The sequence below is a fragment of the Desertibaculum subflavum genome (genome assembly GCA_003576705.1).
GTDB lineage: Bacteria > Pseudomonadota > Alphaproteobacteria > Ferrovibrionales > Ferrovibrionaceae > Desertibaculum > Desertibaculum subflavum.
On record QOZS01000036.1, the window covers coordinates 19,311 to 40,628 of the forward strand.

The 21,318-nt window shown below is 67.4% G+C and carries 15 protein-coding genes; 11 read left to right on the top strand and 4 right to left on the bottom strand.

The window, feature by feature from the left end; translation table 11 throughout:
- The first annotated feature begins 56 nt into the window (after positions 1-56).
- Positions 57-308 carry a type II toxin-antitoxin system Phd/YefM family antitoxin gene (locus DT074_RS18300; protein ID WP_162914994.1) on the top strand — a complete coding sequence of 84 codons (252 nt, stop codon included), beginning with the start codon at positions 57-59 and terminating at the stop codon, positions 306-308.
- A 219-nt stretch (positions 309-527) separates the two neighbouring features.
- A complete protein-coding gene (locus DT074_RS18305; RefSeq protein WP_119421309.1) occupies positions 528-2,246 on the top strand; it encodes a long-chain-fatty-acid--CoA ligase in 1,719 nt (572 codons plus the stop codon).
- A gap of 171 nt (positions 2,247-2,417) precedes the next feature.
- Here DT074_RS18305 and gstA read toward each other — a convergent pair whose 3' ends face one another.
- Complete coding sequence (gene gstA / locus DT074_RS18310; RefSeq protein ID WP_119421310.1) at positions 2,418-3,029, bottom strand: glutathione transferase GstA; 612 nt, start codon at positions 3,027-3,029, stop codon at positions 2,418-2,420.
- 153 nt (positions 3,030-3,182) lie between these two features.
- Here gstA and DT074_RS18315 point away from each other — a divergent pair, with 153 nt between their 5' ends.
- The 6 genes from DT074_RS18315 (at position 3,183) to DT074_RS18340 (ending at position 9,350) form a co-directional block, all read left to right on the top strand.
- A complete protein-coding gene (locus DT074_RS18315) occupies positions 3,183-4,151 on the top strand; it encodes a Bug family tripartite tricarboxylate transporter substrate binding protein (RefSeq protein ID WP_119421334.1) in 969 nt (322 codons plus the stop codon).
- Positions 4,152-4,166: 15 nt separating this feature from the next.
- Positions 4,167-4,640, top strand: a complete 474-nt coding sequence (locus tag DT074_RS18320; RefSeq protein ID WP_119421311.1) for a tripartite tricarboxylate transporter TctB family protein — start codon at positions 4,167-4,169, stop codon at positions 4,638-4,640.
- A gap of 1 nt (position 4,641) precedes the next feature.
- Complete coding sequence (locus DT074_RS18325; RefSeq protein WP_119421312.1) at positions 4,642-6,129, top strand: tripartite tricarboxylate transporter permease; 1,488 nt, start codon at positions 4,642-4,644, stop codon at positions 6,127-6,129.
- Positions 6,130-6,222: 93 nt separating this feature from the next.
- Positions 6,223-6,708, top strand: a complete 486-nt coding sequence (locus tag DT074_RS18330) for a phasin family protein (protein WP_119421313.1) — start codon at positions 6,223-6,225, stop codon at positions 6,706-6,708.
- A gap of 84 nt (positions 6,709-6,792) precedes the next feature.
- A complete protein-coding gene (locus DT074_RS18335; protein WP_119421314.1) occupies positions 6,793-7,764 on the top strand; it encodes a glycosyltransferase family 2 protein in 972 nt (323 codons plus the stop codon).
- On the top strand, positions 7,761-9,350 hold the full coding sequence (locus DT074_RS18340; RefSeq protein ID WP_119421315.1) for an ArnT family glycosyltransferase: 1,590 nt from the start codon (positions 7,761-7,763) through the stop codon (positions 9,348-9,350). The genes DT074_RS18335 and DT074_RS18340 overlap by 4 nt, the downstream gene beginning before the upstream one ends.
- An 86-nt stretch (positions 9,351-9,436) precedes the next feature.
- Here DT074_RS18340 and DT074_RS18345 read toward each other — a convergent pair whose 3' ends face one another.
- Positions 9,437-13,957, bottom strand: coding sequence for an RIFT barrel domain-containing protein (locus DT074_RS18345; protein WP_119421316.1), 4,521 nt, complete (start codon positions 13,955-13,957; stop codon positions 9,437-9,439).
- A 573-nt stretch (positions 13,958-14,530) separates the two neighbouring features.
- On the bottom strand, positions 14,531-16,609 hold the full coding sequence (gene recG, locus DT074_RS18350) for an ATP-dependent DNA helicase RecG (RefSeq protein WP_119421317.1): 2,079 nt from the start codon (positions 16,607-16,609) through the stop codon (positions 14,531-14,533).
- A 158-nt stretch (positions 16,610-16,767) separates the two neighbouring features.
- Here recG and DT074_RS18355 point away from each other — a divergent pair, with 158 nt between their 5' ends.
- Genes DT074_RS18355 through DT074_RS18365 form a run of 3 tightly spaced genes read left to right on the top strand, consistent with a single transcriptional unit; the run spans position 16,768 to position 19,906 of the window.
- Positions 16,768-17,811 (top strand): N-acetylneuraminate synthase family protein, encoded by a 1,044-nt coding sequence (locus tag DT074_RS18355; RefSeq protein ID WP_119421318.1) that lies wholly within the window; start codon positions 16,768-16,770, stop codon positions 17,809-17,811.
- Positions 17,811-18,965, top strand: a complete 1,155-nt coding sequence (gene neuC / locus DT074_RS18360) for a UDP-N-acetylglucosamine 2-epimerase (protein ID WP_119421319.1) — start codon at positions 17,811-17,813, stop codon at positions 18,963-18,965. The genes DT074_RS18355 and neuC overlap by 1 nt, the downstream gene beginning before the upstream one ends.
- Positions 18,965-19,906, top strand: a complete 942-nt coding sequence (locus DT074_RS18365; RefSeq protein WP_119421320.1) for a polysaccharide deacetylase family protein — start codon at positions 18,965-18,967, stop codon at positions 19,904-19,906. Before neuC ends, DT074_RS18365 begins: the two co-directional genes overlap by 1 nt.
- On the opposite strand, the gene DT074_RS18370 is transcribed toward DT074_RS18365, so the two are convergent.
- Positions 19,903-21,297, bottom strand: a complete 1,395-nt coding sequence (locus tag DT074_RS18370) for an SDR family NAD(P)-dependent oxidoreductase (RefSeq protein ID WP_119421321.1) — start codon at positions 21,295-21,297, stop codon at positions 19,903-19,905. The two genes, DT074_RS18365 and DT074_RS18370, sit on opposite strands and share 4 nt — an antisense overlap.
- Positions 21,298-21,318: the final 21 nt, after the last annotated feature.

Sequence of the window (21,318 nt, forward strand, 5' to 3'; positions counted from 1 at the left end):
TCCGCCCGACAATGCCAAGATGTTGCAACGTGGAACTTAGGTGCTGCATGCGCGAAATGTCGGTGCGCGAGGCGAATCAGAACTTCTCGCAGGTGATCGCCGCCGCCGAACGCGGCGAGACGATCATCATCACGAGGTACGGCAGGCCGATTGCCAAAATCACGCCCCAGCCCTTTGATCGAAGCAAAGACCCCCAATGGTGGGCGGCCTATAATGCGCTGGCCCAGAGCCTGAAAGCCAAGCGGCCCACCGGATACCGCGTCGGCCGGGTCACCGAAGAGGACAAGCAGGGCAGTGGGCCGGCGTGACCCGGGTCGCGCTCGACCGCAGTATTCTGGTCTACGCCGAGATTCAACCCGAAGCCGCCAAGGCCGGCAGCACTGAGCAAACCTTAGTCCAACAATCCAGCGGCCGGGCCGCTTTGCCGGATCAAGGCGTTAACATTGATTCCCCAGGGGCCGGGCCATAGTCTCGCGACGGACGCGCCGCGAGCCGCAAAGACGGGGGATTCGGCGCCGGGAGGTTCTATGCCGCACGTCTGGGAAAAGACCTATCCGCCGGGCATCCGGTGGGACATGAAGTTCGAGCCGACCTCGCTCAATGCCTTCTTCGACCATGCGGTGAGCCGCTGGTCGTCCCATGCCTGCCTGGACTTCATGGACAAGAAGTACAGCTACAGCGATGTCGCCGACCAGGTGCACCGCATGGCCGAGGGGCTGCAGAAGCTGGGTGTCGGGCCGGGCGTGCAGGTCGGCCTGTTCCTGCCGAACTGTCCGCAATACGTGATCAGCTTCTTCGCCGTGCACAAGGCGGGCGGCCGCGTGGTGAACCTGTCGCCGCTCGATGCCGAGCGCGAGCTGCGCCACAAGATCGACGATGCCGATATCGACTTCATCGTCACGCTCGCCCTCAACGCGCTCTATCCCAACGTCGCCAAGATGCTGGGCTCGACGCGCCTCAAGAAGGTGATCGTCTCCGGCCTGGAAGAGGTCCTGCCGTTCCCGAAGAACCTGCTGTTCCCGCTGGCGAAGAAGAAGGAGATCGCCAAGTGGCCGCGCGACGACCGGCACGTCGCCTTCAAGGACCTGCTGAAGACCGCCGGCAAGCCCAGGGAATATCCGGTCAAGGATCCGAAGACCGAGGTCGCGCTGCTGCAGTACACCGGCGGCACCACCGGCGTGCCGAAGGCGGCGATGCTGACGCATGCCAACCTGACCTGCGCCCTGCAGATGTTCGATGCCTGGACCGCCGGCGGCAATAAGCCGCTGCTGGAGGAGGGCAAGGAGCGCTGCCTGGTCGTGCTGCCGCTGTTCCACATCTATGCGCTGACCGCGGTGTTCCTGCGCAGCTTCTCGACGGGTGCGGAGATGGTGCTGCATCCGCGCTTCGAGCTGAAGGCTGTCATGCAGGACCTGGCGAAGAAGAAGATCACCGTGTTCCCCGGCGTGCCGACCATGTTCGCGGCGATCAACGCGGCACCGGATGTCGGCAGCTATGACCTGCGCTCGCTGAAATATTGCGGCTCCGGCGGTGCGCCGCTGCCGGTCGACGTGCTGGAGAAATTCGAGGGCATGACCGGCTGCAAGCTCTCGGAAGGCTGGGGCATGACCGAGACCTCGCCGGCCGGCACCAGCCAGCCGCTCTACGGGGAGCGGCGCAAGGGCTCCTGCGGCCTGCCGCTGCCCGGCGTGCTGATCGAGATCGTCGATGTCGACGAGCCGACCAAGCTGCTCGGTATCGGCGACACGGGCGAGATCTGCATCTCCGGCCCGAACGTGATGCAGGGCTATTGGAAGAACCCGAAGGCGACCGAGGAAGCCTTCGCCGGCGGCCGCTTCCATACCGGCGATGTCGGCAAGATCGACCAGGACGGCTTCGTCTTCATCACCGACCGCAAGAAGGACATGATCCTGTCCGGCGGCTTCAACGTCTATCCGCGCAATATCGAGGAGGCGGTCTACGAGCATCCCGCGGTGGCCGAATGCACGGTGATCGGCGTGCCGGACGACTATCGCGGCCAGAGCGCCAAGGTGTTCGTCAAGCTGAAGCCTGGCATGACGCCCTTCACCTTCGACGAGCTGAAGACCTTCCTCGGCGACAAGCTCGCCAAGTACGAGATTCCGGTGGCGCTGGAGATCCGCCCCGAACTGCCGAAGACCATCATCGGCAAGCTCTCGAAGAAGGAGCTGGTCGAGGAGGAGCGCCGCAAATACGAGGCCGCCAAGGCGGAAGGCAAGGGGCCGTAGGGCGGCGGTCTCCGGATTGGCTTCCCCCTCCTCGCGCGGAGCGCGGGGAGGGTCGGGGTGGGGTTTGGCCACCCGCCCTGCGGCTGCCAAAAAAAAGCCCCCTCCCATCCTCCCCCGTCCTTCGGCCGGGGGAGGGGCTCGTGCGCTAAGCTGCCGGCCTGCCGGGGGAAGCTACTTGATCAGCCCTTCGGCCTTCAGCGCTTCCTGCACCTTCGGCCGCGCGGCGACGCGGTCGAAATAGGCCTTCACGTTCGGCCACTGGCCGATATCGACCTTCTGGAAGTTGTTCCAGTTGGTGACGGTGAAGAGATAGGCGTCGGCGACGGTGAACTGATCGCCCATCAGGTATTTGTTGCCGGCGAAATGCTTGTCGAGCATCGCGTAGCGCGCCGCGAGGTTCGCCTTCGCGATGGTCTTGTAGTCGTCCGGCGTGTCGGGCCGGAACAGGGGGCTGAACCCCTTGTGGATCTCGGACGTGACGAAGTTCAGCCATTCCTGCAGCTGATAGCGCTCGAACGTGCCGGCCGCGGGGGCGAGGCCGGAGCCCGGCTTCTGGTCGGCGACGTACTGCACGATGGCCGGGCCTTCGGTCAGGCGCTTGCCGTTGTCGAGCTCGAGAACCGGCACCTGGCCCTTCGGATTGATCGGCAGATAATCGGCTTCGGTCTTCTTCAGCTTCTTGGCCTTGAGGTCGACCTGCTCCAGATCGAAATCGAGGCCGGCTTCACGCAGCACGATGTGCGGCGACAGCGAACAGGCGCCGGGCGAGAAGTACAGTTTCATGGATATCCCTCCACCGAATTGTGGCTTTCGGTGCAGCTACACATAAAGCGGCAAGATCACGCTTTCCAGGGACAACGGCAAGTTCGCGCCGATGTGACTTTCGCGCCGCCGAGCGGTAATGTCGCGCATCCGCAGAATCCCGGGGAGGACATCATGATCGACCGTCGCGGCCTGCTTGCCGGCGGTATCGCCGTTGCGACTCTGGCCCAATTGCGCGGCGCCATCGCCGCCGAGATGGTCGATACCTTGAAGATCTTCGTGCCGGCCAATCCGGGCGGCGGCTGGGACCAGACTGCGCGGACGATCGAGGCGGTGGCGCGCGCCGGCGGCCTGATCAAGTCGGCGCAGGTGACCAATCTCGGCGGCGCCGGCGGCGTCAAGGGCCTGCCCACCTTCGTCAACCAGTGGAAGGGCCAGGGCGGCAGCATGATGGTCGGCGGCATGGTGATGGTCGGCGCCATCGTCACCAACAAGTCGCCGGTGACCCTGAAGCAGGTGACGCCGCTCGCGCGCCTCACCGGCGAGTACAACGTGATCGTGGTGCCGGCCTCCTCGCCGATGAAATCGATCGGCGATCTGGTCGCGGCAATGAAGAAGGATATCGCCGCAGTGTCGATCGCCGGCGGTTCGGCCGGCGGCACCGACCACATCCTGATGGGCCTGATCGCCAAGTCGATCGGGGCGGATGCGAAGAAGGTCGCCTATGTGCCGTTCTCCGGCGGCGGCCCGGCCCAGGCGGCGCTGCTCGGTTCGCAGGTCACCGCCGGCACCTCGGGCTGGGGCGAGTTCGAGGAGCAGATCAAGGCCGGCAAGCTGCGCGCCATCGCCGTGTCGTCGCCGAAGCGCCTGCCGGGCATCGACGTGCCGACGCTCAAGGAGAGCGGCGTCGATGTCGAGCTCGCCAACTGGCGTGGCGTGTTCGCGCCGCCCGGCCTCAGCGAGGCGGACAAGAAGAAGATGCTTTCCTTCGTCGACGCGCTGGCGAAGAGCCCGGGCTGGAAGGCCGAGCTCGCGAAGCGCGGCTGGACGGACGAGTATCTCGCCGGCGACGCTTTCGGCAAGTTCCTGGCCGAGGACATCCAGCGCATCGAGGCGGTGCTGAAGGATATCGGCCTCGCCTGAACCCAGGGGCTGGCGATGCGGCATGCGGCGGCGCGCGAGGAAACCTGGCTCGCCGTCGCGGTGCTGGTGCTGGCCGCGCTGATCGCGATCGGCGCCTGGGCTGTGCCGACCCCGCCGCCGCATGTGAAGGTCGGGCCCGCGGTGCTGCCGGCCGCGGTCGCCGTGCTGACGCTGCTGATGGGCGCGGGCCTGCTGGCGGCGGCGTTGCGTGGCGGCTGGCTCAGCGATGAGGAGCGCGCGGAGCAGGTATCCTATCTTCAGCTCGGCTGGGTGCTGCTCGGCCTCGCCGCCAATGTCGCGCTGATCGGCCTGGCCGGCTTCACCATCGCCTCGACCGTGCTGTTCGTCTGCGTCGCGCGCGGCTTCGGCAGCCGCCGGCCGCTGCGCGACGCCGTCATCGCCGTGGTCTTCGCGGCGCTCGCCTATCTCGGCTTCGATACCGTCCTCGGTATCCGCATCGGCGCCGGCCCCCTCGGCGGCGTGATCTGAGATGGAGACCCTCGGCGCGCTGCTCAACGGCTTCGCCGTCGCGCTGACGCCGGCCAATCTCGGCTTCGCCGCGCTCGGCGTCACGCTCGGCACCGCGATCGGCGTACTGCCGGGGCTCGGGCCGGCGCTGACCATCGCGCTGCTGCTGCCGATCACCTTCAAGGTGGATGCGTCCGGCGCCTTCATCCTGTTCGCCGGCATCTATTACGGCGCCATGTATGGCGGCTCCACCACCTCGATCCTGCTCAACACGCCGGGAGAGAGCGCGACCATCGTGACCGCGCTGGAAGGCAACCGCATGGCGCGGCGCGGCCGGGCCGGCCCGGCGCTCGCCACCGCGGCGATCGGCTCCTTCGTCGCCGGCACGGTCGGCACCGTCGGGCTCACCTTCCTCGCGCCGCTGGTCGTCGCCTTCGCGCTGCAGTTCGGGCCGGCGGAGTATTTCTCGCTCGCCATCCTCGCCTTCGTCACCGTCTCCGCGGTGCTCGGCGGCTCGGCCTTGCGCGGTCTCACCAGCCTTGGCTTCGGCATCTGGCTCGGCCTGATCGGCTTCGACGAGATCTCGGGTCAGCAGCGCTTCACCTTCGGCCTGCCCGAGCTCTATGACGGCGTCGGCGTGGTGGTGGTGGCGGTCGGCCTGTTCGCGGTGGGCGAGACGCTCTACCTCGCCGCGCGACATCGCGCCGAGGGCGAGGTGCTGGGCATCACCGGCTCGCTGCTGATGTCGAGGGAGGACTGGGCGCGGAGCTGGAAAGCCTGGCTGCGCGGGGCCGGCATCGGCTTTCCGATCGGCGCCCTGCCGGCCGGTGGCGCCGAGATCCCGACCTTCCTGTCCTACTACATGGAGAAGAAGCTGAGCCGGAAGCCGGAGGAGTTCGGCCACGGCGCGATCGAGGGCGTGGCCGGGCCTGAGGCCGCCAACAATGCCTCTGCCGCCGGCGTGCTGGTGCCGATGCTGGCGCTCGGCCTGCCGACCTCGGCCACCGCGGCGATCATGCTCTCGGCCTTCCAGAGCTATGGCATCAAGCCCGGGCCGCTGCTGCTCGAAGAGCAGGGCGATCTGGTCTGGGGGCTGATCGCCAGCCTCTATATCGGCAACGTCATGCTGCTGGTCCTGAACCTGCCGCTGGTCGGGCTTTGGGTGAGGATCCTGAAGATCCCGACGCCGCTGCTCTATGGCGGCATCCTGGTCTTCGCCACCATCGGCACCTATGGCATCTCCGGCTCGGCGATGGACCTCGTGCTGCTCTACCTGATCGGCGGCGTCGGCTATCTGATGCGGCGGTTCGATTTCCCGACCGCGCCGGTGATCATCGGCATGATCCTGGGGCCGATGGCCGAGGCCGAGTTCCGCCGCGCCATGATCATCGGCCAGAACGACCTGACCGTGTTCCTGACCCGGCCGCTCTCGGCGGCGCTGCTGGCGCTGGCGCTGCTCGCGCTGCTCGGGCCCTGGGCCTGGCGGATGGCGCGGGCCGGCCGGCGATAGCCGGAACGGCGGCGCTTCCGCTATCGTAAGACTTTGGTTACCGGCGGCCGCTAGCCGTTCGTCGGAGCTGTTGCCGGGTGGGGGGCGAAGGCCATGCGCAAGCAACCGGATGGGCGCGACCAGGGCGCCGGGGGCGGCATGCCCTATGAGCGGATGATCGCCGTGCTGCGCTATCGCGGCCTGGACGCCGAGGCGATGCGCGTGGCGCAGGAGCGCCAACTCGCCATTCTGCGCGAGGCGGCGGAGCTCATGTCCCGCACCATGCAGGAGATCGGCGCCCGCCAGGCAACCTTGATGCGCGAGACCGTGCAACGCATGGTCGGCAGCATCCCGGTCGCCGACGGCGAAGCCTCGATGGCCGATCTCACGCGGCGCCAGATGGAAGCCTCGCGCGAACAGGTCGAGGCCCAGCTCGCCGCCTTCCGCGCCATCGCCGACCTGATGTGGGATTGCGGCAGCAACGCGTTCCACCTGATGAGCCGCACCATGGCGGAGCAGATCGGGACGGTGGCGCAGGGCGAAGCCGGGCAGAAGGGTCAGGCCGTCCCGCCGGGACCGGCAGCGCCCGAACGCCCCTAGGCGGGGTCATCGGCTTTGCGAACCGGTTGAGGCTGTCTACGCTCGACAGCGCGCGAGTCGTTCAACGAGGGCTGGAAATACCAGATGGAGATTGGGCGCGAGCTGGCCGTTGCAGTGCTGATCCCGTGCTTCAACGAGGAAGCCGCGATCGGCACCGTGGTGGCGGACATGCGGCAGGCGCTGCCGAACGCGACGATCTATGTCTACGACAACAACTCGACCGACCGCACCAGGCAGCTTGCGCGCGAGGCGGGTGCCGTGGTCCGTACCGAGCCCCGGCAGGGCAAGGGCTATGTCGTGCGCCGCATGTTCGCCGACATCGAGGCCGACATCTATGTCATGGTCGACGGCGATGCGACCTACGACGCGCGCGCAGCCGGCAGCCTGGTCTCCAAGCTGGTGACCGAAGGGCTCGACATGGTGAACGGCGCCCGCGAGGAGACGGCGGACAGCGCCTACCGCGTCGGCCATAAATTCGGCAACAAGCTGCTGACCGGGCTGGTCAGGGCCATCTTCGGCAGCGAGTTTCACGACATGCTCTCCGGCTACCGCGTGTTCTCGCGGCGGTTCGTGAAATCGTTTCCCGTCATGTCCGCCGGTTTCGAGATCGAGACGGAGCTGACCATCCATGCGCTCGGCCTCGAAATGCCGAGCGCCGAGGTGCGGACCGCCTTCAGCGAACGGATGGCCGGCTCCGCGAGCAAACTGCGCACCTTCGCCGACGGGTTCCGCATCCTCTGGACCATCGTGAAGCTGCTGAAGCAGGAGCGGCCGATGGCCTTGTTCGGCGCCGCGGCCGCCATTCTGATGGTGGTCTCCGTGGTGCTGGCCTATCCGATCTTCGTCACCTTCTTCGAGACCGGGTTGGTGCCGCGATTCCCGACGGCGATCCTGGCGACCGGCCTCATTCTGCTCTCGTTCCTGAGCCTCGCCTGCGGGCTGATCCTCGATACGGTGACGCGCGGCCGCCAGGAGGCCAAGCGCATGTGCTACAACGGCATCCCGGGGGTGCATGCGGCGGCGGCGTCAACGCTGACTTCCAGCCGCGCCGCATGACGACGAAGCCCTTTCCGGAAGTGACTTCTCGACCTGTCGCAATTGCTGCCGTTGCCTGGATCGCGGTGCTCGGCGGCATCGCCGCGTTGCTGGCGTGGCGCTGGGTCGGGCTCCAGGGCAGCGACGACAACACCTACATCCAGACCGGTCTCGACTGGATCGCCGACTTCCCTTCGGTCGGGAACAGCCATTGGGCGCTGCGCTACCCGATTGTGCTGCCCCTGGCGGCGTCGCTCGCCGTGTTCGGCGAGAGCTTCTTCAGTGTGGGGGTGGTGACCGCCGGCTACTACGCGGGCACCAACATCCTGTTCGTCTGGTTCATCGCGCGTCATTTCGACGGCCTGACGGCGATCATCTGGGTGCTGCTGATCAACCTGCTGCCCAACTTCCTGGTCAGCGCGACCTACGTGAACACCGACGTGCCGGAGCTGTTCTTCGTAAGCGCCTCGCTGCTCACCTTCGCGCATTACGCTCTGCTGCCCGAAGCCGAGCGATCGCACCGATGGCTGATCCTGTCCGGGATCGCCGCCGGCCTCGGCTTCCTGGTGCGTGAGACGACGCTGGCGCTGTGGCTGTTCCTCGGCCTGTGCTTTCTGGTGCGGCCGATGTTCGCGCGCTGGCGCTATTTCGTGCTCGGCGCAGCCGCGGTGGCCGTCGTGGCGTCACAATCCGTGTATCTCGGCCTGATGACAGGGAACTTCCTGTATCGCCAGCAGATCTCGCTGCATCACGATGCGGTCGACAGAAGCGCCGAGCTGCAGCGGGTGGCGCAGGGGGGCGAACTCGTCGATACCGAGGGGGTCCTGTCCGTCAATGTCTTCCTCGATCCGATCCTCTTGCTGTTCGTCTCCCAGAAATTCGGATTTCTGTTCTATCTCATCCTAGGTGCGGCGATCGCCCTGGCGCTCGGTGCCGGCAGATCGCTGTCGCCGCCGCAGCGACGGGCGATGGCCCTACTCGGTTTCGCGGGTCTCCTCTGGTACGGATTCATCAGCCTGGCGGGTCCGATCCTGTACCTGGTTCCGCGATATATGTTGTTTTCGGGGGCGGCGCTCGCGGTCATGCCGGCCTGGCTGGCGGCAGCGATGCTGCGCCGCGGGGGGCTCGCTCGGCATCTCGCGGCGCTCGGCCTGATCGGCTATGCCGCCACGTCCTGGGCGTTGCTCAGTGTCGAGAACGTCGAGCCGTATTTCGCCGCGCGTCGGATTCCGCAGATCGCCGGGTCCGTGCAGGAGAAGGTTCACGTCGATGCGAGGCTGTTCGCGCGCGCCCAGCTGGATCTGCGTTTTTCAGGCCTGCAGAACCGGGTGACGACAGCGCCGCCGGGGCCCGGGGACCTCGTCGTGGGCCAGCCGGATCTCGTGCGCGAATGCGAGCGCAGCAAGTACTGCACGGTCACCGACGAGATGCGGCTCTATCAGCCGCGCCCCGATTGGCAGGAGATCTTCCGTGTCGAGCCGGAGCGGCGCTGGATCGGGCGGCTGCTCCAGGCCATCGGGGCAGATCGATGGATGCCCCGGCCGATCTTCCGGAAGATCGACAACCCCAACGATCCGGTGATCCTGTATCGAATTCCTAGGGCCTGAAGACGGCCCGCTTCAAGCGGCGCGGGGCGCATCAAGCCCCGGCCAGGGCGCCGAGGCGGCCGGTGGGCCGCCTCGGTCACACTGCGCTACTGGATGACGAACATGTCGTCCGTCAAGCCCGACTTCGAGATGTTGAACAACGTCACCTGATCGCCGTTGCCGAAATCGATCACGGCGTTGCCCGAGCCATCATCGTGCGCCAGGGCGCGGATGGCAGCCGCGCTGGTGACGCCGCTCGGCAGCGCCGACGCCTTGAACACCAGCTTGTCGAGGCCCTTCTCGAAGTCGTCGACGACGTCCTTGCCAAAGCCCATGGCGTCGAACACGAACTGATCGGCGTCGTCGCCGCCACGCAGGATGTCGTCGCCCGTGCCGCCGATCATGGTGTCGCGACCGTCGCCGCCGAACAGAGCGTCGTTGCCCGCGCCGCCCTCCAGCTTGTCGTCGCCGGCCCCGCCGTAGAGCGCATCGGAGCCATTGCCGGCCTGGATCACGTCGTTGCCGCCGGCGCCGACGAGCACGTCAGCCCGCGTCGAGCCGGTGATGAGATCGGCGCCGCTGGTGCCGAGGCGATAGTCGGCCATGTCGACTTCCTCGCCGCCCATTCCCACCCGGAAGGCGAGCGAGAAGCGCGCGCCGTCCTCGGTATAGGCCGTGTGGATGTTCGGCGTGTTCTCGACGATGAAGCCGAAAGCCTCCATGCCGTCGACATTGCCGACGCGCGACAATGCGGACATCGCTGACAACGCACCGCCGCCGTAACCGGCCGGTCCGTTGTTCTGGAAGGTCGTCGGATCTACGCCGCCATTGATGAGGTCCTTCGTCAGGGCATAAGACTCGCCCCACGTGGTGATCGTGTTGCCCGCCGCGTCGGTCATGACCTGCCGATACCCGGCACCGGCCAGCGGGTTGAACCCTTCGTCGCCGTGCAGGAAGCGGCCGGCCGAGTAGTTCGCGGCCCAGTTCATCAGGGCAAGGGCGTCGTCATAGCCCTGCTCCGCCAGAACGCCGAACTGGGCGATCAGGTAATCCTGCTGCCACGGCGCCATGATCTTCTCGACGCGCGAGCCTTCCTGCCAGGGATCTTCGAAGAACCCTTCCATCTCGCCGTATTTGTCCATCGCGCCGTCGGTGATGTAGGTCTTCACCAGGTACTTCAACGTGGCGTCGATCGACTTCTCGAAATAGGCCTTCAGCGGATCGCCGTCCGGCAGCACATAGGCGAGGTTGCCGACGTCGCGCAGCGCCCAGGCCGTCGCGCGGATCTGCGCCAGCACCAGCAGCCCGGTGTCGAACTGGCGCGCTTCCGGCCAGTAGGACGCGATGAGCCAGGACGCTTCCGCCTTGGCTTCCTCGAGGTAGTACTGCGAGCCGGTGAGCAGATAGGCCACGTAAGCCAGCGAAGGCTGGTGCGCCTGCTCCGGAATGATCGGCGAGGTGTTGCCTTGGGTCGAGTGGCCTGGCGTCTCGTAGCCCTGCCAGAACGCGCGCTCGTCGAGCCACAGCTTGGAGTGCTGATCGACACGGACCCAGTTGCCGGTGCCGTCGTCGCGCCAGTGCCAGGGCACGGCACCCGACGCATCCGCGTTGGCGAACATGACGGCGGCTGCACGCGGATCCATGGTCTGCAGGTAGTCCGCGGTCCATTCCGGAAGCGGGCCGATATCCGCGCGCATGCCGGTGCCCGGCATGTACTTGTAGATCGATGCGCTGCCGGTGAGGCTGGTATCCGAGCCCAGCAGACCCGAATAGGCCGAGGCGACAGAGGACGCGCTGGCGCCGATCGAGTAGTCGGCAGCCGGGATCGCCTGCGCCTCCGACAGATAGCCGGTGTCGAACTTGCCGTACAGGTTCTGCGCCGTCGCGTTGGAGAAGACCTGCTTGTGCCAGGTCGTCTGCGCCGCCATCGACACGTTGGACTGGCTGTACACCGTCGCGCCCTTGTTCAGGACCGAGACGCTGTAATTCGACGTCGGCTGGCTGCTCGTGAAGGTCCAGTCGTTGTGCATCACGGTGTCGACGGCATAGGAGCCGTCGGCATACATCCGGATGTTGAAGTCGAACTGGAGCTGGTCGGAGATCTTCACGCTGGCGGTGAACTCGCTGGCGGAAGGACCGGAAAGCCAAGTCTTGACCGTGCCGTTGGCCACCGCCTGCTGCAATGCCGTCTTGGCATCCAGCTCGAGATGGCCGCCCGACACGCCGGCGAGGCCGTCGAACACCACCTTGACGTCGAGATTGCTGTTCAGGACGGTGTTCACGGTGATGTTGGCGCCGGCCGGGTGGCTCTCGCCGCCGACACCCAAGGTCAGGTCGACCTTGCCGCCGGCAGCGATCTGCGGCGTCTTCACGGTGAGAACGGCGTGCTTGATCGAGCCGTCCGGCCAGGTGGTCTTCACGTCCACCTGCAGCGGCACGGCGCTGCCGTTGATCATCGCGTGCAGTTCGTTGCCGCTCGGGAAGTCGCCTTCCTTGAACGCATGGCCGAAGGTCCAATAGCCGGCGGGGTTGGCCGTGCTGCCGGTATTGGCGATCGACAAGCCGACGAAGTCGCTGCCGGCCGGCGTCGGCGCGTTGTAATGCAGGATGGTGCCCGAAGGCGCGGACGGATTGGGCAGCGGGGTGGGCGCGGTCGAGCTGTCGCCGCCCGTGCCGCCGGAGCCATCGCCGGTGCTGGGGCCGGTCGGCGTGCTGGGTGCAGGCTCGGTCGGGGCCGGCTCGGTCGGCTCCGGCTCGGTCGGTGCCGGCTCGGCGCTCACGCCGAGCGTGGCCACGTCGATCGTCTTGTCGCTGAACTTGAGGAACTCGACATTGCTGAGCGCGTCGATGCCGTCGGGGCCGGCCATCGCCTTGACGGTGACCTTGCCGTCGGCGTCCTTGGTCAGCTGATAGGCGCTGGAGTCGAGGCTGAACCAGGCGGTGTCCGTTCCGCCGCCGCCGTCGATCTGGTCGTTGCCCGGACCGGCATGGATCACATCGTCGCCGCTCGAGCCGATGATGTTGTCGTCGCCGCCATAGGCGGTGATGAGAGAGATGCCGTTGAGCTTGACCCCGGAGAAGTCGAGCGTCTCCGACTCCGACGTGCCGGCGACCACGACGTTGGCGTGGCCGTTGGCGGTGATCTCCTCGATCCCGCTCAGCGCATGCGAGAACCCGCCGCCCAGGCCGATGATGGTGCCGACGCCGCCCGCCACAACACGGTCCCAACCCATCGCGCCGCTGTCCCGGTACCTGTCGTAGCCTTCGCTGTTGCCCCAGACTAGATAGGTATCGTTGCCTGCGCCACCGTCGAGATGGTCCTGCCCGGGCCCGCCGCAGATGGTGTCGTCACCCGCGCCGCCATTGACGCTGTCGTCGCCGCCATAGGCGGAGAATTCGTCATTGCCGCTGGTGCCGTTCAGGGTGTTGGAATCGCCGGTGCCGTTGATCGTCTTGCCGGCGACCGGAGTCGGCTCGGGTTCGGGCGTCGGCTCAGGCGTCGGCTCGGGCGTCGGCTCAGGCTCCGGCGCCGCCGCGGGATCGACGACGACGCTGATGCTGGCCGATTTGGTCGCGCTGCCGCCGGCCGACTCGGTCGAGGTGGCGGTCACGTTCAGCGTGAAGTCGGCATCAGAGCCGGACGGCGGCGTGATCTTCAGGCCGTTGAGCTGTGCCGGCGTGAGCTTCCAGGTCCCGTTGCCGAGATTGGTGCCGGCCGACAGGCTGGCGCCGTTCGGCACGCCGGAAATGGTGACGCCCAGGGTCTCGGAGCCGTCGATATCGGTCAAGGCTGCCTGAATGTCGAGCGCGATCGCCGCATTCGCAGTGCCCTTGGCATTGCCGACCGCGAGCGTCGGCGCGTCGGCCGCCGCATTGACCGTGACGGTCACGCTGGCGGTCTGGCTCGACTTGGCGCCGCCGTTGCTCTCGGTCGAGGTGGCGGTGACGGTCAGGTTGAAATCGGCGTCGGAATTGGCCGCCGGGGTGATGGTGAGGCCGGCGAGCTGGGCCTTGGTCAGGGTCCAGGTGCCGTCGCTGTTCTTGGTGCCTGCCGAGAGGCTGGCACCGGCCGGCACGCCGGCGATGGTGACGCTGAGCGTCTCCGAGCCGTCGGTATCGGTCAGCGCCGCGCTGATATTCAGCGCGATCTTCTGGTCCTCGTTGCCGCTCGCATGGCTGACCGACAGATCCGGCTTGGACGCCGTCGTGTCGGCAGGGGTGGTCGGGGGAGTCGGGGGGACCGGCGTCGGCTCAGTCGGCTCCGTCGCCTTCGGCGCCAGGATGTCGAGGCTTACCACCTTGTCCTTGAAGCGGATGAACTCGATGTTCCACAGCACGTCGCCGGTGCCGTCCGCCCCGGCCTTGTTGAGGCCGAAGACCTTCACCGAGCCGTCCGCCTGGCGCTCGAACTTGTAGTCGGAGGCCCTGCCGGCATACATGGCAGTGTCGACGCCGCTGCCGCCGTCGATGATGTCCGCGCCGTTGCCGCCGTTGAGCAGGTCGTCGCCGTTGCCGCCGGTCAGCGTGTCGTCGCCGCCGTAGCCATACATCACGCTGCCGCTGTTATTGCCGACCAGCTTGTTGTTGCTGTTGTTGCCGGCGAAGATCGACTTGCTGAAAACGAGCATCTCTAAGACCTCAATCTGCAAAATTCACAAAGCGGGCTACGGTCCTGCCGCGGACTGGGCGATCGATGGCGCGCATCCGAGGGGGCAGCACTTGAGCCATCAGGTGTCCTTTCGGCAAAAACGTCGCTCCGAGAACGCTGGGGAGTATCGAGGCCAATCTCTTACGAAGGCATGAATACTGGAAGTAAACGGTTGGTTAATTTCTTGTGATTTTTTTTAGATATGAAGCATAAAATTTTTCACAAGTTTGTCATTACTGGTATTTGCGAGATATTTGCTCGGCAAGAAATTCCTATTTTTGCCTGTTTACATGAATTTGCAGGTTTTGTTCTGCAATCGGTTCTTTCTCTTGGCTGAAGTGTGATGGTGGTCACAGCAACAATCCCGGCGAATTCTGTGGGCTAGAGTTGGCGCCCCGCGCACAAATTGAGTTTCTCGATTTGTCGTCGACGGTATTCGTCCTGCCGGCTGCCGATCGGCGGAGGCGGAGCGGAATCCGACCTATGCCGGATGTGAGAGGCAAACTCGTGACGGGGCGCGCTGGGGTGATCGAGGCGGCGCGGTCGCGCCACGTCAGCCGCGCTGGAACAGCCGGGCCGCCGTGTCGCGTTCGAACAGGTGCAGCAGGACGCGCAGTGCCGCACCGCGCGGCCCCTCCAGCCCGCCGTCGCGTTCCAGAACCAGCCGGGCGTCGTCCCGGGCGATGGCCAGCAGATCGGAATCGGTGTCGAGGCTGGCGATTCTGAATGGCGGTACGCCGCTCTGCCGGGTGCCGAGCAGGTCGCCCGCGCCGCGCAACCGAAGATCCTCTTCGGCGATCCGGAAGCCATCATCGGTTTCGCGCATCAGGGTAAGGCGTGCCTTGGCCGTCTCGCCGAGCGGGCCGCGATAGAGCAGCAGGCAGGTGCCCGGCTGCGCCCCGCGGCCGATCCGTCCGCGCAGCTGATGCAGTTGGGCGAGGCCGAAACGCTCGGCCTGCTCCACCACCATAACCGTCGCCGCCGGCACGTCGACGCCGACTTCGATCACCGTGGTGGCGACGAGAAGCGGCGTTTCCCCACCGGCGAAGCCGCGCATCGCGCTGTCCCGCGCCGCTGCCTTCATCGAGCCGTGCACCAGGGCGGCGCGTCCGGGAAACCGCTCCGCCAGCACCCGATGCCGTTCTTCGACCGCGGCAAGGTCGACCTTCTCCGACTCTTCCACCAGCGGACAGACCCAATAGGCCCGGTTGCCGTGTTCAAGCGTGCGGCCGATGGCGGCGATCACCTCCTCCAGCCGCTCCAGCGACACGAGGCGCGTGTCGACCGGCTTTCGCCCGGCCGGCTTCTCGTCGAGTCGCGAAACGTCCATGTCGCCGTACAGCGCCAGGGTCAGCGTGCGGGGGATCGGCGTCGCGGTCATCGCCAGCAGGTCGACGCTCTGCCCTTTGCCCGCGATCTCGACGCGCTGCTCGACGCCGAAGCGATGCTGCTCGTCGACCACCGCCACGGCGAGCGCCCGATAGACGACATCGGCCTGCACCAGGGCATGGGTGCCCACCACGATGTCGATCCGACCCTCGGCCAGGTCGGAGATGATCCTTTCCCGCGCTTTGCCCTTGTCGCGGCCGGTCAGCAGCGCGAGGCGGATGCCGGCGGCCTCCGCCAGCGGCGACAGCGTGGCGAAATGCTGGCGGGCCAGGATTTCGGTCGGCGCCATCAACGCCGCCTGGCGTCCGCATTCCACGGCCGCCAGCATGGCGAGGAAGGCCACCACGGTCTTGCCGCTGCCGACATCGCCTTGCAGCAGGCGGCTCATCCGGCGCGGCGCGCGGAGATCGGCATCGATCTCGGCCAGAGTGCGATTCTGCGCCTCGGTGAGCTGGTAGGGCAGGGCGGCGATGGCGCGGCGCCGCAGCCGCCCATCGCCCTCCACGGGATGGCCGCGCCGCTGCGCCCGCCCGCGCACCAGCAGCAGCGCGAGCTGGCTCGCCAGCAGCTCGTCGTAGGCCAGGCGCCGCCGCGCCGGCGTGCCCGGATCGATATCGGCCGCCGCAACCGGCGCATGCAGGGCCGTCACCGCCGGCTTCCAGGCCGGCCAGCGCTCGCGTGCCAGCAGCGCCGTGTCGTTCCATTCCGGCAGGTCCGGCAGGCGGCCGATGGCGGCGGCTGTGATCTTCGCCATCAGCTTGGGCGACAGGCCGGCCGTGAGGGGATAGACCGGTTCGACGGGCGGAATGGAATCGGCGCGCTCCGGCGGCACGATGTGGTCCGGATGCGTCATCTGGACCTCGTCGCCGTAGAGCTCGACCTTGCCGCTGACCACCCGGTCGCTGCCGATCGGCAAGGTGCGCAGGAGATAGTCCTCACGCGCGTGGAAGAAGACGAGCACCAGCGTGCCGCTCGGGTCGGAACAGACGATCCGGTAGGGACGGCCGGGCGCCCGGGGTTTGAGATGCTCATCGACACGGACCGCGATGGTGGCGATCTCGCCGTGCCTGGCAGCGGCCACGGTCGGCCGTGCGCGCCGGTCGATCAGCCCGATCGGGCGGTGCCAGAGCAGGTCCACCACGCGCCGCAGCCCCAGCTTGCCGAGCAGCCGGCCAACCTGCGGACCGACGCCGGTCAGCGCGGTCACCTCGGCGAACAGCGGGAACAGGAGTTCGGGGCGCATGGTTCCGCGCCAAGCTGCCGCAACCGGCGCGGCGCGGCAATGCCGCCCGCTGGCTCGGCTGCCGCCGGCCTGCAAGCCGGCCCCCCGCCTTTGACTTGCCGGGGAGCGCGCGCTAGCGTCCGCGCGCTTTTTGGCCGCCCAGCGCGGATTCCCCCGGTATGTCCCATTGGCTTCGCGATCCGATTCCGGGTCGCCCCTGCAGCGTGATCGGCGAAGTTGCACAGGCGCATGACGGCAGCCTGGGCATGGCGCATGCCTTCATCGATGCGATCGCCAGGGCCGGCGCCGACGCGGTGAAGTTCCAGACCCATATCGCCGCCGCCGAGAGCACGCCGGCCGAGCCCTGGCGGACGCGGTTCAGCCCGCAGGACGATACGCGGCTGGACTATTGGCGCCGGATGGAGTTCACGCCCGAGCAGTGGGCCGGCCTCAAGCGCCATGCCGAGGAGAAAGGCCTCGTGTTCCTGAGCTCGCCGTTTTCGCCGGAGGCGGCGGATCTGCTCGACCGCCTCGGCATGGTCGCCTGGAAGGTGGCGTCCGGCGAGGTCACGAATTTGCCCCTGATCGAACGCATGGCGGCGACCGGCAAACCGGTCATGCTGTCGACCGGCATGAGTCCGCTGGCGGAGATCGATCAGGCGGTGGAGGCGGTGGTGCGGCATGCCGCGCCGCTCGCCGTGATGCAATGCGCCTCGATGTATCCCTGCCCGCCCGAGGCCGTCGGTCTCAACAACCTCGGCCTGTTCCGCGAGCGCTACGGCGCCGCGGTCGGTCTCTCCGATCATTCGGCGACGATATTCCCCGGCCTCGCGGCTGCCACAATCGGCGCCGAGGTTCTCGAGGTGCACGTCACTCTGTCGCGCGAAATGTTCGGCCCCGACGTCGTCGCCTCGCTCACCACGGCGGAATTCGCCGAGATGTGCCGAGGTGTGCGCGCCATCGAGGCGATGAAATCGCATCCGGTCGACAAGACCGCGGTCGCCACCCAGGCCGAGCCGCTGCGCGACATCTTCATGAAGAGCCTGGTGGCCGCCGCCGATCTTCCAGCCGGGCGGGTACTCGCGGCGGCGGATCTGGCGGCCAAGAAGCCGGGCAGCGGGATTCGCGCCAGCCAGCTCGGCAGCCTGATCGGCCGCCGCCTGAAGCGCGCCGTCCAGCGCGACCAGCTGCTTTCGCTCGACGATCTCGAGCCGGCCGCCTGATGGCCCGCCGGATCTGTGTCGCCATCACGGCGCGGCCCAGCTATTCGCGCATCCGCTCCGCCCTGGCTGCCATACGCGCACATTCCCGGCTTGAGCTGCAACTTGTGGTCACGGCCTCCGCGCTGTTAGATCGCTATGGCAATGCGATTCGCGTGATCGAGCAGGAGGGGTTTCGGATCGATCGCCGGGTCTACATGATCCTGGAGGGCGAAAATCTGGTCACCTCGGCGAAGTCGACCGGCATCGGCATGGCGGAGCTTGCGACCGTCTTCGACGACCTGCAGCCTGATGCCGTCGTCACCATCGCCGACCGGTTCGAGACCATGGCGACCGCTGTCGCCGCCGCCTACATGAACATTCCGCTGATCCACGTGCAGGGCGGTGAGATCACCGGCTCGATCGACGAGAAGGTGCGCCATTCGATCACCAAGCTGGCCGACCTGCACCTGGTGGCGAACGACCGCGCGCGCGAACGCGTCATCCGCATGGGCGAGCGGCCCGAGGCGGTGATCGTCACCGGCTGTCCATCGATCGACGTCGCCCGCCTCGCGGTGGAGCGGCCGGAGCTTCCGTTCGACCTGTTCGAGAAGTACGGCGGCGTCGGCCGGCGCTTCGACATCTCGGAGGGCTATCTCGTGGTGCTGCAGCACCCGGTGACGACCGAGTATGGCGACACGCGGCGGCAGGTGAACGAGACGCTGCACGCGATCGACGAGCTCGGTCTGCCAACGCTGTGGTTCTGGCCCAATGTCGATGCCGGCTCCGACGGCACGTCCGGCGGCATCCGCGCCTATCGCGAGGCGCATGCGCTGCCGCATGTGCATTTCTTCAAGAATCTGCCGCCGGAAGACTTCCTGCGCCTGCTGATGAAGGCGCGCTGCATCGTCGGCAATTCCAGCGTCGCTATCCGCGAATGCGCCTATCTCGGCGTTCCGGCCGTAAACATCGGCAGCCGCCAGGAAGGGCGCGATCGCGGCCGCAACGTGGTCGACGTGCCCTATGACCGCAACGCGATCAAGCAGGCGGTGCTGCGGCACCTGAAATCGCCTCGCCCGGCGCCCGATCCGATCTATGGCGAGGGCGATGCGGGCCTGCGTATCGCCGACGCGATCGCCGACGCCAAGCTCACCATTGAGAAGCGGCTGACGTATTGATGCCGAATCGAAGCGTTACCCTCGTCACCTATCACTATGTCCGGCCGCTGGCGGGCAGCCAGTTCCCGACGCTCAAGGCACTCGATCTCCGGGCCTTCGAGGCACAGCTCGACTATTTCGCCCGGCACTATCAGTTCGTGACCATGGACACGGTGATCGCGCTGTTCAACGGCGAGCCCGTCGAGCTGCCGCCGAACCCGGTGCTGCTCACCTTCGACGACGGCTATGCCGATCACTTCCGCTATGTGTTTCCGCGCCTGTTCGACCGTGGCGTCTCCGGCGCCTTCTATCCCGCCGCGGTCACCGCCATCGACCGCCAGATCCTCGACGCCAATCGCGTGCATTTCGTGCTGGCATCGATCGGTGACCCGGACACCTTGATCGAGATGATCGAGGCGGGCATCGAATCCGAGCGCGGCGCCCATCAGCTGTGGTCCACCGAGCAGTACCGCGCCGAGTTCATGACCGCGTCGCGCTTCGACGAGCCGCGCGTCGCCTATGCCAAGCGCATGCTGCAATTCGTCCTGCCGGACCGCCTGCGCCAGTCGATCGCCGACGCCGCGTTCCAGCGCTTCGTGACCAGGGACGAGCCGGGCTTCGCCGAGGAGCTCTATATGGGCGCGGCCGAGCTTCGCACCATGCGGGCCAACGGCATGCATATCGGCCTGCACAGCGACCGGCATGTGTGGCTCGGCAAGCTCAGCCGGGAGGAGCAGGCGGCGGAGATCACCGGTTCGTTCCGCGTGCTCGAAATGCTGGGCAGCCCGCGGCAGAACTTCTCGTTCTGCTTCCCCTACGGCAACTACAACCGGGATACCTTGTCGCTGCTCGACGGCTTCGGCTGTGCGCTGGCGTTGACGACGCGGTCTGCGGTCGCGTCGCTCGGCGATGCGCGGCTGGAGGTTCCGCGGCTCGACACCAACCAGCTGCCGCGCGCCTAAAGCACGGCCAGCAGCGCGTCTGCCGCATCCGCCCCGTCGCTGCCGCCGACCTGGGCGGTCTGGTCGGTTCTCAGCCGCCCGAATCGAGGCTGGAGCAGCCGAACCTTCCGTCCGCCCGTGCGGATCCGTTCGGCCGCCCGTTCGGCCGCCGCCTCGCCGGCCGACTTGGCTGCGGCATATTCCGTGAAGCCGGCCTCGGGCCGGTCGATGTAGACCGTCGAGGGGACCAGCAGCGTCACTTCGCCGGCCAGATGCGGTTCCGCCGCCGCCAGCAGCTGCTCCAGGCCGCGGACGAAAACCTCGGCATAGGTGGCGCTCAGCCCGCTGTCGAAATCGGCACTGCCCTTGCGGATGCGCGGCGCAGCGCAGAAGAGGAGGTGGGTGAACGGTGCGCCATCCATGGCCGGCACCCGGTCCGGTGCGGTCACGTCGAGCCGCATCGTCGCAGCGCGCCCGCCCGCTTCGTTGATCTCCGCCGCTACCCGTTCGGCATCCTGGCGGCCGTCGCGATAGGTCAGCGTGACCCGCGCGCCGCCGGCCGCCAGCAGCTTTGCCCCCGCCTCGCCCAGGCCCCGGCTGCCGCCGACGATCAGCGCCGAGGCGCCGGCGAAACGGCCGGACGCCACCTGCGCGGCGATATCGGCGAAGCGTCTTTGACCGACCGGCGCCGGCCGCAGCAAGGCCGTCGCCTGCCCCTCGCCGCCGCCCGAGAGCGCGATGGTGGCGAGCTGGAACCGGTCATCCCAGTCGAGGGTGCGATAGTCCAGCCCGGCGACCGTGGTGGCGGGATCGAACGACGCCTGCAGGCCGGTGAAGATCGAGTGCAGGCCGGGCACCCGCATGCCGACGATGCGCGTGCTGGCCAGCAGCCAGGCGGCCTGCCGCGCGGCGAGGCCGCCCAGCGCCGGAAACAACGCGGCGAATCCAGCGGCGTCGTAGCCGAGCGGCACCGACCCGGCGGCGGCGGCGATCGCCGCCGAGCCGAGTTCGCGGCAAGGCTCCGGTGCGGGCGGGCCGGGGTTCCGCCAGGACGCGGGCGCCGCGTCGAAGGCAAACCGCAGGCGCACCGCGCCGCGCCGGGCCGAGCGCAGGCGAACGCCGACCGCCCCGGTACCGATATCCGCCGGCTCCATCGTCACCTTCTCGTCCACCAGGATGGCGGAATCGAATTTCGCCTCCACCCGGCTCAGCGCCTCGGGCCGGTGTCCTGCGGTGGACAGCCGGTCGAGGCTCCACAGCACGAGGTGCATGCCGTGCACGACCGGCGCGCCGAACAGAAGGCGGCGGGCCTGCACCGGATCGACATGGATCGGATTACGGTCACCCGACAGCGCGGCGAAGGCGAGCTGGTCCTGCAAAGTGAAGTGGCGGCTGGTCGCGGCGCTGGTCATCCTGATTCCGGCAGGGCTGCC

Bases quoted from the DNA above. Each gene is read 5' to 3' on its own strand.
- DT074_RS18300 (WP_162914994.1), top strand. From the start codon at position 57: ATGTCGGTGCGCGAGGCGAATCAGAACTTCTCGCAGGTGATCGCCGCC.
- DT074_RS18305 (WP_119421309.1), top strand. From the start codon at position 528: ATGCCGCACGTCTGGGAAAAGACCTATCCGCCGGGCATCCGGTGGGAC.
- gstA (WP_119421310.1), bottom strand. From the start codon at position 3,029: ATGAAACTGTACTTCTCGCCCGGCGCCTGTTCGCTGTCGCCGCACATC.
- DT074_RS18315 (WP_119421334.1), top strand. From the start codon at position 3,183: ATGATCGACCGTCGCGGCCTGCTTGCCGGCGGTATCGCCGTTGCGACT.
- DT074_RS18320 (WP_119421311.1), top strand. From the start codon at position 4,167: ATGCGGCATGCGGCGGCGCGCGAGGAAACCTGGCTCGCCGTCGCGGTG.
- DT074_RS18325 (WP_119421312.1), top strand. From the start codon at position 4,642: ATGGAGACCCTCGGCGCGCTGCTCAACGGCTTCGCCGTCGCGCTGACG.
- DT074_RS18330 (WP_119421313.1), top strand. From the start codon at position 6,223: ATGCGCAAGCAACCGGATGGGCGCGACCAGGGCGCCGGGGGCGGCATG.
- DT074_RS18335 (WP_119421314.1), top strand. From the start codon at position 6,793: ATGGAGATTGGGCGCGAGCTGGCCGTTGCAGTGCTGATCCCGTGCTTC.
- DT074_RS18340 (WP_119421315.1), top strand. From the start codon at position 7,761: ATGACGACGAAGCCCTTTCCGGAAGTGACTTCTCGACCTGTCGCAATT.
- DT074_RS18345 (WP_119421316.1), bottom strand. From the start codon at position 13,957: ATGCTCGTTTTCAGCAAGTCGATCTTCGCCGGCAACAACAGCAACAAC.
- recG (WP_119421317.1), bottom strand. From the start codon at position 16,609: ATGCGCCCCGAACTCCTGTTCCCGCTGTTCGCCGAGGTGACCGCGCTG.
- DT074_RS18355 (WP_119421318.1), top strand. From the start codon at position 16,768: ATGTCCCATTGGCTTCGCGATCCGATTCCGGGTCGCCCCTGCAGCGTG.
- neuC (WP_119421319.1), top strand. From the start codon at position 17,811: ATGGCCCGCCGGATCTGTGTCGCCATCACGGCGCGGCCCAGCTATTCG.
- DT074_RS18365 (WP_119421320.1), top strand. From the start codon at position 18,965: ATGCCGAATCGAAGCGTTACCCTCGTCACCTATCACTATGTCCGGCCG.
- DT074_RS18370 (WP_119421321.1), bottom strand. From the start codon at position 21,297: ATGACCAGCGCCGCGACCAGCCGCCACTTCACTTTGCAGGACCAGCTC.